Annotated in this window: 12 protein-coding genes; 6 read left to right on the plus strand and 6 right to left on the minus strand. The window is 70.6% G+C overall.

Going from position 1 to position 12,662, the window contains the following annotated elements; all coding sequences use genetic code 11:
• Positions 1-104: 104 nt before the first annotated feature.
• From AB0H78_RS10790 to AB0H78_RS10800, 3 genes are all read left to right on the plus strand, one after another.
• Complete coding sequence (locus AB0H78_RS10790; protein WP_363233923.1) at positions 105-1,463, plus strand: aromatic acid/H+ symport family MFS transporter; 1,359 nt, start codon at positions 105-107, stop codon at positions 1,461-1,463.
• Between the two features lie 164 nt (positions 1,464-1,627).
• On the plus strand, positions 1,628-3,202 hold the full coding sequence (locus tag AB0H78_RS10795) for a subtype B tannase (protein WP_363233924.1): 1,575 nt from the start codon (positions 1,628-1,630) through the stop codon (positions 3,200-3,202).
• 91 nt (positions 3,203-3,293) lie between these two features.
• Positions 3,294-4,073: a hypothetical protein gene (locus tag AB0H78_RS10800; protein WP_363233925.1), complete on the plus strand. Its 780-nt coding sequence runs from the start codon at positions 3,294-3,296 to the stop codon at positions 4,071-4,073.
• Between the two features lie 10 nt (positions 4,074-4,083).
• Here the strand turns inward: AB0H78_RS10800 and AB0H78_RS10805 are convergent, their stop codons facing one another.
• A complete protein-coding gene (locus AB0H78_RS10805; protein WP_363233926.1) occupies positions 4,084-4,446 on the minus strand; it encodes a hypothetical protein in 363 nt (120 codons plus the stop codon).
• Positions 4,447-4,534: 88 nt separating this feature from the next.
• Positions 4,535-5,374 (minus strand): LysR family transcriptional regulator, encoded by an 840-nt coding sequence (locus tag AB0H78_RS10810; protein WP_363233927.1) that lies wholly within the window; start codon positions 5,372-5,374, stop codon positions 4,535-4,537.
• Between the two features lie 137 nt (positions 5,375-5,511).
• Between AB0H78_RS10810 and AB0H78_RS10815 the strand changes: the two genes are divergently transcribed.
• Genes AB0H78_RS10815 through AB0H78_RS10825 form a run of 3 tightly spaced genes read left to right on the plus strand, consistent with a single transcriptional unit; the run spans position 5,512 to position 7,885 of the window.
• Complete coding sequence (locus AB0H78_RS10815; protein ID WP_363233928.1) at positions 5,512-6,393, plus strand: NAD(P)H-binding protein; 882 nt, start codon at positions 5,512-5,514, stop codon at positions 6,391-6,393.
• 25 nt (positions 6,394-6,418) lie between these two features.
• Complete coding sequence (locus tag AB0H78_RS10820) at positions 6,419-6,967, plus strand: ATP-binding protein (protein ID WP_363233929.1); 549 nt, start codon at positions 6,419-6,421, stop codon at positions 6,965-6,967.
• A gap of 18 nt (positions 6,968-6,985) precedes the next feature.
• A complete protein-coding gene (locus tag AB0H78_RS10825) occupies positions 6,986-7,885 on the plus strand; it encodes a bifunctional helix-turn-helix transcriptional regulator/GNAT family N-acetyltransferase (RefSeq protein ID WP_363234114.1) in 900 nt (299 codons plus the stop codon).
• A gap of 6 nt (positions 7,886-7,891) precedes the next feature.
• Here AB0H78_RS10825 and AB0H78_RS10830 read toward each other — a convergent pair whose 3' ends face one another.
• The 4 genes from AB0H78_RS10830 to AB0H78_RS10845 form a co-directional block, all read right to left on the minus strand.
• Complete coding sequence (locus tag AB0H78_RS10830; RefSeq protein ID WP_363234115.1) at positions 7,892-8,959, minus strand: hypothetical protein; 1,068 nt, start codon at positions 8,957-8,959, stop codon at positions 7,892-7,894.
• 94 nt (positions 8,960-9,053) lie between these two features.
• Entirely contained in the window at positions 9,054-9,977 is a 924-nt protein-coding gene (locus AB0H78_RS10835; RefSeq protein WP_363233930.1) for an N-acetylneuraminate synthase family protein, read from the minus strand.
• A 12-nt stretch (positions 9,978-9,989) separates the two neighbouring features.
• Positions 9,990-11,222: an acylneuraminate cytidylyltransferase gene (locus AB0H78_RS10840; protein ID WP_363233931.1), complete on the minus strand. Its 1,233-nt coding sequence runs from the start codon at positions 11,220-11,222 to the stop codon at positions 9,990-9,992.
• A complete protein-coding gene (locus AB0H78_RS10845; RefSeq protein ID WP_363233932.1) occupies positions 11,222-12,538 on the minus strand; it encodes a DUF6716 putative glycosyltransferase in 1,317 nt (438 codons plus the stop codon). The genes AB0H78_RS10840 and AB0H78_RS10845 overlap by 1 nt, the downstream gene beginning before the upstream one ends.
• Positions 12,539-12,662 lie beyond the last annotated feature (124 nt).

The following is a 12,662-nucleotide window of genomic DNA, read 5'->3' on the forward strand; positions in this document are numbered from 1 at the left end:
GACGATTACTGGCCATGGTCCTTAACGTCATCCGCACACTCCCACCCCCTTCTCACGAAGCCCCCTCCAGGGACACCGCTGTCCCGAACGAGAGGAAGTCCCCGATGTCTTCCACGTCCACCGACGCGACCGGCTCCCCCGCCCCCGCCGCCACCACCGGCGACGGCTCCGCACGCGGCAACCGCCTCGCCCTGCTGGTCATCGGCCTGTGCTGGCTGCTCGTCCTCTTCGACGGCCTCGACATGTTCGTCTACGGCTCCGTGCTGCCGCACATGTTCGAGACCAAGGCGCTGGGCATCAACCCGGACAAGGCCGGGAACGTCGGCTCGTACGCCACCTTCGGCATGCTCATCGGCGCCCTGTCCTCCGGCACGATCAGCGACTGGATCGGCCGCAAGAAGACGATCCTCGCCTCCACGGCGGTCTTCTCGCTGGCCTCCGCGCTCACCGCGATGGCGGGCAGCCTCGGCACCTTCAGCGCCGCGCGCTTCCTGACCGGGCTCGGGCTCGGCGGGCTGCTGCCGAGCGCGATCACGATGGTCAGCGAGTACGCACCGCGCGGCAAGCGCGCCCTGATCGTCGGCTCCCTGATGACCGCCCACCAGGCGGGCGGCATCCTCGCCGGCTACGTGGCGCTGTGGACGGACAGCGACTGGCGCACCTGCTTCTGGATCTGCGTCGTCCCGCTCTTCATCGGTGTCCCGCTGGCCGCCAAGTACCTGCCGGAATCACTGAAGTTCCTGCAGGCCAAGGGGCGCGACGAGGAGGCCGGAGCCCTCGCGGCCCGATACGGCGTCGAGCTGACCGCCCCCGCCGGGAAGCCGCAGGCGGGCGACCGCTGGGGTGCGCTCGCCACCCTCTTCCGCGGCAACCTGTGGGTGCAGACGCTCTTCTACTGGCTCGCGTCCTTCGGCGGCCTGCTCCTGGTCTACGGCTTCTCCCAGTGGCTGCCGACGATGATGCGCAACGCCGGTTACGACCTCGGCTCGTCGATCGGCTTCACCATCGTGATCAACCTGGGCGGCATCTTCGGCATGCTGGTCGGCGGCCGGCTCACCGACCGGTTCGGCGGTGCGCGGATCTGCGCCGTGTGGTTCGCCTTCACCGCTGTCGGGATCTACGCGCTCAGCTTCCACATGGCGCTGGCTCTCACGTACACCGTGGTCTTCTTCACCGGCTTCTTCCTCTTCAGCGGCCAGGCGATGATCTACGCCACGGTGGCCGACCGCTCCACGGACGAGAGCCGCGGCACCGCGGTGGGCTGGGTCTCCGGAATGGGCCGCTTCGGCGCGGTCTTCGGCCCCTGGCTCGGCGGGCAGCTCCTGGACACGGGATCGAACACGGCGGGCTTCACGGCATTCGCACTCGCGGGCGTCTTCGCGCTGGTCTTCGTCAGCCTGACGGGTCTGCGGATGTTCGATCCGGCGGCCCGGGTCCCCTCGGGCGTCCCCTCCCCCCGCTGAGTATTTCCTTAGCATTCGCCAGATCGTCAACATAATTGTTGACGATCCAGAGCTGACCGCTTTACGTTCGCCAGCAGGCCCGAGATCGACCGGGGCGCAGCGCAGGGACCGCAGAGGAGACAACGGTGAAGCACAGGGCAACAGTGAACCGAAGGAGCGTCGTCATGGGGATAGGTGCGGCGGCGGGCACCGCGGCCGTCGGCGGTCTCGCGCTCAACGCGCAGGCGGCGGACACCACTTCGTCCTCGGCACCCGGGGCGGCGGCTTCGCTGGGGTCCCTGGCGTTCGACAAGGACGCGTACACCACCATCACGACGACGATCACCACGGACGACGGCGACGTGGAGGTGGAGTACCACTTCTACAAGGCCATCACCTACGTCACCGCTCCGGTCGACGAGCAGTACCAGTGCCTCAACGTCAGCGTCCCGGTCAAGATCGCGGGCAAGGCGGTCGACGCGAGCCACGCCCCGATCATCTTCGCCAACTCCGTTGGCGGTTACATGCCTTCGGACGTCTCGACGGCCGACGGCGTGGGCGGCGGCGGCATGACGGGCGGCGGTCCGCCCGGCGGGGGTACGGGCGGCGGAACGGGCGGTGGCGGCGCGGGAGGCGGAACGGGAGGCGGAACGGGCGGCGGCATGGTCAGCCTGGGCAAGCTCGGGATCGCGGCGGGTTACGTCGTCGTCGAGCCGGGCGCCCGCGGCCGTACGCTCACGAACTCGGCCGGGGAGTACTACGGCACGGCACCCGCCGCGATCGTCGACCTGAAGGCGGCGGTCCGCTACGTCCGCGCCAACAAGGGCCGCATCCCCGGCAACACGGACCGCATCGTCTCCACCGGTACGAGCGCGGGCGGCGCGCTCTCCTCCCTCCTCGGCGCGTCCGGCGACAGCAGGATCTACGCCAAGTACCTCAAGGAGCTCGGCGCCGCCGACGCCGGCGACGCGATCTTCGCGACGGGCGCCTGGTGCCCGATCACCGACCTCGAACACGCCGACGGCGCCTACGAGTTCAACTGGGGCAGCAACAAGCTCTCGTCCGGCTCCGAGGTCGACCGGACCGTCTCGGCCGCCTTCCAGTCGCAGTTCGCCGAGTACCAGGCGGGCCTCAAGCTGCGCGGCCTGCAGAACTTCGGCAGGCTCACGGCCCGCAACTACGACGACTACCTGGTGAAGGTCTACCTGGAGCCGTCGGCGACGAAGTACCTCGCCGCGCTCTCGGACGCCGACCGGACGACGTACCTGGCCGCCAACACCTTCATCACCTGGAAGAACGACAAGGCGACGTTCACCTGGGCGGACTTCCTCACCCACGTCGGCGCACGCAAGAAGGACACCCCGGCCTTCGACCCCTTCGACCTGTCGTCGGGCGAGAACAACGAGTTCGGCAAGGGCACGACGCAGGCGCGTCACTTCACGGCATACGGCCAGGAGCACGACACCACCGGCCTCGGCACCAAGCGCCTCGACAGCGACATCCCCGAGATGCTCGACCTGATGAACCCCATGTACCACCTCGGGAAGAAGAACCCCGCCCGCTCCAAGCAGTGGTGGATCCGCCTCGGCACGAAGGACTCCGACACCTCGCTGACGGTCTCCGCCAACCTCGCGGCCGCCGCGGAGAACCTGGGCGACCACGTCGACCACGCCTACTACTGGGACGAGGGCCACGGCGCGAACACGGATGCCGCGGACTTCATCAAGTGGGTGGCCAAGGTGGCGGGTTACAAGAGGTAGACCCCGCGCCCGCGCCCACGCCCTCGGTCGGCGTGGGTGCGGTGATGCGGGCGACGGGGGGTTCCCGTCTCTCCCTCAGTAATCTGCACACATGACGGAGCCCCTTGAGTTCGGCACGATGCTGGCATGGCTGCTCGACCACAGAGCGCTCGATGCGCGGGAGTTGGCCGAGCGCGCAGAGTCCACCGCGGACGACATCCGCGCCGTCTGCGCGGGGTCGATCCCCGGCCCGGAGCTGCTTCGGCAGCTTGCGCCCGCGCTCGGTTTCCACGCTGCCGATCTCTTCATTCTCGCGGGGCTCCAGGTCCCGGATGATCTGGCGCCGCTGGATGCCGCCGCAGGCCGGTGGGGGGCGCGCATCGTGATGGACGCCGTCCATCTCCCATCGGCAGGGCGGCAGGAGGTGCTCCGGCTCATCCGTTCATTGCCGCGGGAGAAGCGCAGTTCACCCTTCTCCCCGCACCAGTACGGGAATCTCTCCGACCGCCCGGGCGGCCGGCTCATCCGCATGGCCTCGTACCGGAACCTCGGCAGATCGGACCTGGCCCACGTCCTTGCCGTCCTGACGCCTTCGTATCTGTCGGCGTCCACCTACACCGTGATCGGCGCGGATCGGAAGGAGTTGACCCCTCGCCTGGTCGCCGACTTCGCCAGCCTGCTGGGGGTCGACGCCCGCGAACTGGCCGGGCTGACCGGCGTCGCTCTGTCCGAGTCGCCGGCGCCTGCGGCCCAGGAGGCCGTGGACGCCGCTGCGCTCCTCTGGGCGGCCCGAGGCTTGTCCACGACCCAGGCGGAGAGCGTCGCCGAGCTGGCACATTCCCTGCGCGACGAGCCCCGCAACGAGTACCGCCTCAACGTGACCGCATGGTGAACCCCGTGCCTCAGCCGAAGTAGCCCGACACCAGGAGAACAGCAGGCACCGACCAGGCCAGGCACCCCAGGAGGACCAGTCGCGCTTCCGGGGAGAGTCTGCGGACTCCGGGTGCGAACGCCACCGCCAGCAGCACTGCCGCGCCGCCCACGACGATCGTGACGAACTGGAGCGCCATGGCTCCGGCAGGGTCACCGGTCTCCGAGGCGGTGAGCAGGTTGAGGGCCACCACCAAGGCGAACCAGGCAACGGCCGTCATGGTCATCATCCACAGCACGGCTGCCAGCACCGTCAGGGCGGTTCGCCCGCTGCGCGGGGGCTGCGGGGGCTGCCACGGTGCGTGGTTCGGGGCCGGCGGGGTGGTTGGGTTCATGCGTCCATCGTTCCCGCAGGCCGCCCCGCGCGCTTGGGTACGCGGGCTCATCTCTGCCGCACGCGCTACTCACCCACCCCCTGGTGCCCTATGGCCGCGGCCCGCTGTCCTCGGCAACGGCCTCCGCCGCCCGCACCAGATCCGCCGTCGCCGTCGAGCGCGACTGCTGCGGCCAGGCGATCGCGAGGGATACGCGCGGTGCGTCCTTGAGGGGCCGGAAGACGACGCCCGGGCGCGGATAACGGGCGGCAACGGACGCGGGCAGCAGCGGTGTGGGGCCGCCCAGGCCCACCAGGGTGAGGAGTTGGGCCAGGTCGCGGCCCTCCTTGCGGGTCTCCTCGATGAAGCGCATCACCGTGTCGGACGTCAGGCCGAGGTCGGCGAGCGTCACGCGGTCCTGGGCGGCGAGCGGGTGGTCGGCGGCGAGGGCCACCACGCGCGCTTCGCTGATCAGCGGTTCGGCGTCGAGGCCGGTGTGGTCGAACGGCTCGTGGACCAGAGCCACATCGGCTTCGCCGCGCCGCAGGAGACGGGGCTGTTCCTGCCAGCTGCACAGGCGTACGGCGACCGGGACGGCGGCGGGCCCGGACGCGTACCGCGCCAGGATCGGTTCGAGGAGGCCCGCGTCCCCGTCGGCCTTGACCGCCAGCACCAGCTTCGGCTCCGTGGCCGCCGCACGCTGGGCACGGCGGCCGGCCGCCTGCAGCGCGTCCAGGGCGATGCGCGCCTCCGCGAGGAGTACCGCGCCGGCCGGGGTCAGTGTCACGCTGTGAGTGGTCCGCTCGAAGAGGACGGTGCCCAGCTCCGTCTCCAGCTGCTTGATCGCGCGGGACAGCGGCGGCGACGAGATGCCGAGGCGCTCGGCGGCGCGGGCGAAGTTGAGCTCTTCGGCGACGGCGACGAAGTAGCGCAGCGGACGGGATTCCATCCCTTGCCTCCTTCGGCTCCCACGATTCGGTATTGCCCTCAGGGTAACAAGCGCGAGCGGATCGGTCCTTCAGTTCGGAGGTACCAGGCAGCAGGCTCGGAGGTATCCACCCCCTTGCCTCTTCTCTGGAGTCCGTCATGATCGTCGTCACCACTCCGACCGGCCAGATCGGCCGCGAGGTCGTCGACCACCTGCTCGCCTCCGCGGCATCGATCCGGGTCATCGCCCGCGACCCCGACCGTCTGCCGCCCCACGTACGCGAGAACGCCGAGGTCGTACGGGGTTCGCACGCCGACCCCGCCCTCCTGGCCGAGGCCTGCGCAGGCGCCGACCGCGTGTTCTGGCTTGCGCCGCCCGACCCCCGTACCGACAGCGTCGAGGCCCACTTCCGCGCCTTCACCGACCCCCTGCGCAAGGTGATCGCGGACGGCGGTGTCGAGCGGGTCGTCAGCGTCTCCACCCTGGGCCGGGGCATCGCGAAGAACGCCGGGATGATCTCGGCATCCCTCGCCATGGACGAAGGGATCATGGCCACGGGCGTGCACTACCGCGCACTGTGCCCGCCCTTCCTGATGGAGAACCTGCTGGGCCAGGCCGAGTCCATCCGTACCGCAGGCGCCTTCAACCTGGCGGCGGACGGGGACCACGTCCTGCGCACCTGCACCACTCGCGACCTGGGCGCCGAAGCCGCCAGGCTGCTGCTCGACGACTCCTGGACCGGTCAGGCCGACGTCCCGATGGTGGGACCCGACGACCTGACCCCCGAAGGCATGGCGGAGACCGTCTCGGAGGTGCTCGGCCGTACGGTGCGCGTGCGGCGGTCCACCAGCGGGGAGTACCGGGCGACGATGCTGCGCTTCGGCGCGAGCGAGGCCTGGGCGCAGGGGCTGGCCGAGATGACGGACGCCCTGGAGGAGCAGGGCTTCTACGGAGCCATGTCACCGACGACCCCCGACCGTGCGCCCACCAGCTTCCGCCAGTGGTGCGAGGAGGTGCTGCGGCCGGCCGTCCTGGGCTAGGCGCCAGGGGTTAGTCTCGGGCCCCATGATCGTATGGCTGAACGGAACCCACGGCGCAGGCAAGACGACGACGAGTGCACTGGTGCAGGAACTGCTCCCGGATTCACGGGTGTTCGACGCCGAGAAGGTCGGCGAGACGCTCATGGACATCAAGCCGGGCCTGCCCTGGACGGGCAACTTCCAGCACTGGCCGCCGTGGCGCCCGCTGGTGGTCGAGACCGCCCGCCGCGTGCTCGACTACACCGGCGGCACCCTGGTGATGCCCATGACGGTCCTGGTCGAGGAGTACTGGCGCGAGATCAGCGCGGGTCTCGCCCAATACGACATCCCTGTAAGGCACTTCGTGCTGCACGCCGATCAAGACACCCTGCGCGGGCGCATCGACGGGGATCTTGACCTGGGTCCCTCCGACTTCCGTATGCAATACCTGGAGCCCTACGCCGAGGCGGCCCGCACCTGGCTGCACAAGGAGGCCGAGGTCGTCGACACCACGCACATCACGCCGGCCCAGGCGGCGCAGCAGATCGCGGAGGCTGTCAAGAATGGAGGGCCGCGCGCACCATTCTCTGACTAAAGTCAGAGAATGGATGCGATGAAGCCCCAACAGGTCGAGCAGGTACGGCAGTTCAACCGCACCGTCACCGAGCGCGTGGGCGTGCTCCACGACCACTACCTGGGCCTCTCGCGCCCCATCGGCGAGGCGCGGCTGATCTGGGAGATCGGTGCGGACGGGCAGGACGTGCGATGGCTGCGCGAGCGGCTCGGGCTCGATTCCGGGTACGTCAGCCGGCTGCTGCGCGCCCTGGAGGCCGACGGTCTGGTGACCGTGGAGCCGGGGGCCGCCGACCGGCGGGTACGTACCGTACGACTCACCCGGGCCGGACGCGCCGAGCGCGCCCTGCTCGACAACCGCAGCGACGCACTGGCCGGTGCGCTGCTGGCGCCGCTCAACGCGGCCCAGCGCGCCCGGCTCGTCGGCGCGATGGCGGAGGTCGACCGGCTGCTGACCGCCTCGACGGTCACGATGGACGTCGTCGACCCGGACCACCCCGATGCGCGGTACTGCCTCCGCGCCTACTTCACCGAGCTGCAGGAACGCTTCGACACCGGCTTCGACCCGGCCAGGAGCCTGCTGCCCGACGCCGGTCAACTCCGCCCGCCGCACGGGCTGTTCCTGGTGGCACGGCTGCACGGCGAGCCCGTCGGATGTGCGGGCCTGAAGCTGCCGGACGGGGCGCCGGCCGAGATCAAGCGCATGTGGGTGGACCCCGGCACCCGGGGCCTCGGGCTCGGCCGCCGCTTCCTGGCCGAGCTGGAGGAGCGCGCCGCCCGACGCGGCTTCGGCGTACTGCGCCTGGACACCAACAGGGCGCTCACCGCGGCGATCGGGCTCTACCACTCCTGCGGCTTCCAGGAGGTGCCCGCTTTCAACGACGAGCCGTACGCCCATCACTGGTTCGAGAAGCGGATCGGCCGCGCCACGACCGGCTGAGGCCGCCTAGGGATGCATCGGCATGGGCGCCAGGTGCTGTACGTCGCGCGCCGTCCCCGTGACCCCCGACAGGAAACCCTGCGCCCGCGGGGAGGCCGTCTCCGTCAGCCAGGAGGGGTCGATGGTGCAGACCGCGATCTTCACGGGGGTTCCCGCGAGGGCCAGCGGCAGCGTGTGCACCACCGTCGAGGGGAAGCTCAGGACCGTGTGACCGATCGGGCCGCGGCGGGCGATCAGCTCCAGGGGGAGGTCGGGGCGGACGATCTCCAGGCCGGTCTCGGCGTGCAGGCGGTGCAGTTTGTCGGTGGCCTCGCGGCGGTGTGCGAAGTAGCGCGTGGCGTTGTGGGTGCGGGCCAGGGTGCGGACCGCGGCGAGATAGCTGTCCGCGTCGACCACGCCCGTCTCGACCAGCGACGTGCCGACCAGGTCAGCCGTACGCGTGATGCGCGGCGGTCCGAAACGGGACCGGGTCCAGGCGAAGTCGTTGTGGGTGGTGCGGAGTTCGGGCGGTGCACCCTCCAGCGGCATCGAGCTGAAGACCTCGACGCTGCGGCGCGACGACGGGGTCAGGCGGCGGCGTGCCGCCGATGCCGTAGGGGCGAAGAGGAGGTCGCGGGGGCCTCTGCGGCCCTTGCGGTGCCAGCGTGTGAGGGGCTGGCCGGCGGCGAGTTGGGCGAGGAACTCCATGGTCGCCGTGCCGTCGTCGACCACGACCAGGTCGCGGGAGCTGGTGATGGACAGGAGCAGTTGTACGTAGCGCGAGAACGGGTCGCCGATGACGATACGGCGGGTCCTGCGCAGGAGCGGGGCGAGGGAGGCGATCGTCTTGAACGGTGCTGCCGCCCCACCACGCGCCTCCTCCCAGCGCACCGACAGGCCCTCGCCGCGCGCCAGTTCGGCCATACGGCGGAGCTGGCCACGTGACATGGGGTCGAGCGGGGAGAGGACGATCACGGTCAGGTCACCGGCCGTGGCCGCGGTGTTCGCGTGGGCCCACTCCAGAAGGTTGAGCAGCTGGACTGGGCTCTCTACGAAGGCGAGCGTGGTGGGGGCGGCAGCTCGGCTCACTGGGATACACCTCGCGGGAACGTTCCGGGCAACTCCCCCGGCCTGGACATTCGGCCGGGGGTCCGGGGGCTGCCCCCGGGAAAATGCGGCATGCGGTGGATCAGACCCCTGCGGGTTCGCGGTCGTTGCCCTCGGCGACGACGCCTGCGACACGGCGGAGCTTCTTCATGGGGGCGAGCTCCGAGTCGTACACCTTCTTGATGCCGTCGCCGAGCGCGTCCTCGATGGTGCGGATGTCGCGGACCAGGCGCTGCAGGCCCTGCGGCTCGACGGAGGCGGCCTGGTCGGAGCCCCACATGGCGCGGTCGAGGGTGATGTGGCGCTCGACGAAGGCGGCACCGAGGGCGACGGCGGCGAGGGTGGTCTGCAGGCCGGTCTCGTGGCCGCTGTAGCCGATCGGGACGTTCGGGTACTCCTGCTGGAGGGTGTTGATGACGCGCAGGTTGAGCTCTTCGGCCTTCGCCGGGTACGTCGAAGTGGCGTGGCAGAGAAGGATGTTGTCGCTGCCCAGGACCTCGACCGCGTGACGGATCTGGCGCGGGGTCGACATGCCGGTGGAGAGGATGATCGTGCGGCCGGTCTCGCGCAGCGAGCGCAGCAGCTCGTCGTCGGTGAGCGACGCGGAGGCGACCTTGTGGGCGGGGACGTCGAACTTCTCCAGGAACGCGACGGCCTCGGTGTCCCACGGGGACGCGAACCAGTCGATGCCGCGCTTGGCGCAGTGCTCGCTGATGGCGCGGTAGTCGGCCTCGTCGAACTCCACGCGGTGGCGGTAGTCGATGTACGTCATCCGGCCCCAGGGGGTGTCGCGCTCGATGTCCCACTGGTCGCGCGGGGTGCAGATCTCGGGCGTGCGCTTCTGGAACTTGACCGCGTCGCAGCCCGCGTCGGCGGCCACGTCGATGAGGGCGAGGGCGTTGTTCAGGTCACCGTTGTGGTTGATGCCGATCTCGCCGGTGATGTACACGGGCTGACCCGGGCCTGCGGTCTTGGTGCCGAGGGTGCGGAGGCGGGTGGAGCTCATGTCTCTGTTTCCTTACTGAGTGGGGGTGTTGAGGGTGTGTGACATGTGGGGCGTGTTGAGCGTCGGGCCGAGCAGCCAGGCGGCGATCTCGCGGATCGCCCCCTCGCCGCCCGGGGTGGTGGTCACCGCGCGGGCGGCGCCGCGTACGACGTCGTGCGCGTCGGCGACCGCGACCGGCCAGCCGGCAAGGGCGAAGCAGGGGAGATCGTTGACGTCGTTGCCGACGTAGAGCACGCGCTCGGGGCTGATCGACTGCTCGTCGCACCACTGCTTGAGCGCGATGTCCTTGCGGTCGATGCCGTGCAGGACGGGGATACGGAGCTTGCGGGCGCGGGCCGCCACCACCGGGTTCTGCTCGGTGGAGAGGATCAGCAGGCGCAGGTCGGTGCGGTCGCGGAGGGCGGCGACACCGAGCCCGTCGCCGCGGTGTACGGCGACCAGTTCGCGGCCCTCGGAGTCGATGAGGACGCGGTCGTCGGTCTGGGTGCCGTCGAAGTCGAGGACGACGGCGTCGATGTCGTCGAGGGTGGGGAGGGCGCCGGCGACGCTGTCGAGGAGCGGGGCGAGGGCGCGGGCGCGGGCCAGGTCGTGCGGGTCGTCGATCTCCAACACCCTTGCGGGATCGGTGCGTACGAGATCGGTGCGCCCGAAGAAGCGGTGTCCTGCGGCGCGGAAGCCTTCGACGTCCATGGCGTACGCGGCGCCGGTCTCCAGATAGTCCTGGGGCCGGTCCTGGCGGCGGGGGCGGAAGGCCTTGTCGTGATTGACGCCGCGGCTGTCCTCGCCTTCCCCCTCCGCCTTTTCTCCCACCGGCCCTTCGCGCCAGAGGAAGCCGTGGGATGCGGCGACGGTCAGCGCGCTGTCGGCGCCGTCCTCGGCGACCGCGGCCGCCACCCCGTCGATGTCGGCGGTGGTGATGAAGGGGCTGGTCGCCTGGACGAGGAGGACGACGTCGGTGCCGGCGTACGACTCCAGCGCGTGCAGTACGGCTGCCTCACTGGTGGCGGTGTCGCCCGACAACTCGGCGGGCCGGGCGACGACTTCGGCCCCTGCGGCCCGTGCGACCTCGGCGATCGCCGGGTCATCCGTGGAGACGACGACATCGGTGACCAGGCGCGCGTCCCGGCAGGCGCGCACCGCGCGGGCGACCAGCGGCACGCCGCCCACCGGGGCGAGGTTCTTGGCGGGTACGCCCTTGGAGCCTCCCCGGGCGGGGATCACGGCCAGGACTTTCTTCGCGGGCATCACAGTTCTCCCATGCGGCGGATGACGGGGGCCACGCGCTGGACGCCGTGGCGGTACGCACCGCGCGCCGCGTTCCGCATCGCCTCGCGCACGACGCGGCGCAGGCCGGTGGCCTCGGGGGCCGGGGCGGCGTCCAGGCGGTAGCGGGCGAGGATGCCGGGGAGGTATCCGGGCGCGGTGGTGGGGGTGTAGTAGGGGGCCAGCGGCGGGAGTTGAGGCTCGGCGAGGAGGTGCGCGACCCGTTTGCGTACGGCGTCGAAGGCCGTCTCGTACGACCCGTCCGCCGCGACACCCTGCGCCGCGAGCCACTGCTCGTCGGCCTGCGGCCGCTCGCCCGCATCCAGCTGCGCCCAGGAGGCGAGGCAGCCCGAGCCGAGGAAGTGGTGGTTGCCGAGGGGCTCGCGGACGCCGAGGTCGGTGAGCACGGCGGTGGGGATGCGGCGGTGCAGGGATTCGAGGGCGGCCGTCGACGACACGGTGACCAGGAGGTCGGTGCGATCGAGGACGTCGCCCATGTGTCCGTACACGAGGCGGAAGTTGGGCGGCAGATCCATCGCATCGGCGAGCTTCTGGTACGGCAGCTCTTCCAGGTGCGTGGTGTGCTCGCCCGGCTGGGAACGGAGCTTGAGGAGCACCTCGCGGTCCGGATGCAGCCTGGCGTGCTCGACGAGTCGGCGCAGGAGGTAGGTGCGGTCGGCGCGGGACTCGGGGACGGAGGGCTGGGCGGCGAAAACGACGGTTTTCGCGGACTCCCCCTCGTACGGCGTCCCGCCCAGGAAGGGCAGCGCGGCCTCGGTCACGGCGGACGCGTCGGCGCCCACCCCCTCGTACACCGCGCGGAAACGGTCCGCGTCGTGGCGGGAGTTGGCGAGGACGACGTCCGCTCCGTGGCGCAGGAGGAGTCCGTCGGCGAGCTTCTCGTAGACGACACCGACATAGCCGGTGACGACGACGGGCCGACGGGCGGGCTCGCCCATCCCCGCGAGCCCGTGCAGCATGGCCTGCACCGCGCCACCGACAAGCGCGAGGACGACGACGTCGTACGCCTTCCGCTCGACCTCGCGCAGGAACGCGGCCCCGGTCAACTCCTGGACGTCCACGGCTCCGATGCCGACCTCCGCCAGCTGGCGGGCGGTGGGCGTGGCGCGTCCGCGCAGCAGGAACCCGCTGAGTTCGACCGGGACGGCCGGATCCGCGGAGAGGCGGCGGGCGGTGAGCGCACCCCACTTCCAGCGGGTGTCGGAGTCAGCGATCACAGCTACCCGGAGGGGAGTTGCGCGGAGGGTGGAGAGGGGCTCGTTCTTGCTTACTGGCACGAGGAAGAAACTAGAAAGGCATTCCGTTTGGCGGCCCAACGCGACAGCAACAGCGGGTTAACAGCATGTCTACGAATGGCGAATCGACTCCGGGTGGAGGCGGATTAACCGTTCCGATGTGCGT

The sequence above is a fragment of the Streptomyces sp. NPDC050738 genome (assembly GCF_040654175.1).
Taxonomy (GTDB): domain Bacteria; phylum Actinomycetota; class Actinomycetes; order Streptomycetales; family Streptomycetaceae; genus Streptomyces.

Excerpts from the sequence above, each read along its gene's own strand:
- AB0H78_RS10790 (WP_363233923.1), top strand. The coding sequence starts at position 105 with ATGTCTTCCACGTCCACCGACGCGACCGGCTCCCCCGCCCCCGCCGCC.
- AB0H78_RS10795 (WP_363233924.1), top strand. The coding sequence starts at position 1,628 with ATGGGGATAGGTGCGGCGGCGGGCACCGCGGCCGTCGGCGGTCTCGCG.
- AB0H78_RS10800 (WP_363233925.1), top strand. The coding sequence starts at position 3,294 with ATGACGGAGCCCCTTGAGTTCGGCACGATGCTGGCATGGCTGCTCGAC.
- AB0H78_RS10805 (WP_363233926.1), bottom strand. The coding sequence starts at position 4,446 with ATGAACCCAACCACCCCGCCGGCCCCGAACCACGCACCGTGGCAGCCC.
- AB0H78_RS10810 (WP_363233927.1), bottom strand. The coding sequence starts at position 5,374 with ATGGAATCCCGTCCGCTGCGCTACTTCGTCGCCGTCGCCGAAGAGCTC.
- AB0H78_RS10815 (WP_363233928.1), top strand. The coding sequence starts at position 5,512 with ATGATCGTCGTCACCACTCCGACCGGCCAGATCGGCCGCGAGGTCGTC.
- AB0H78_RS10820 (WP_363233929.1), top strand. The coding sequence starts at position 6,419 with ATGATCGTATGGCTGAACGGAACCCACGGCGCAGGCAAGACGACGACG.
- AB0H78_RS10825 (WP_363234114.1), top strand. The coding sequence starts at position 6,986 with ATGAAGCCCCAACAGGTCGAGCAGGTACGGCAGTTCAACCGCACCGTC.
- AB0H78_RS10835 (WP_363233930.1), bottom strand. The coding sequence starts at position 9,977 with ATGAGCTCCACCCGCCTCCGCACCCTCGGCACCAAGACCGCAGGCCCG.
- AB0H78_RS10840 (WP_363233931.1), bottom strand. The coding sequence starts at position 11,222 with ATGCCCGCGAAGAAAGTCCTGGCCGTGATCCCCGCCCGGGGAGGCTCC.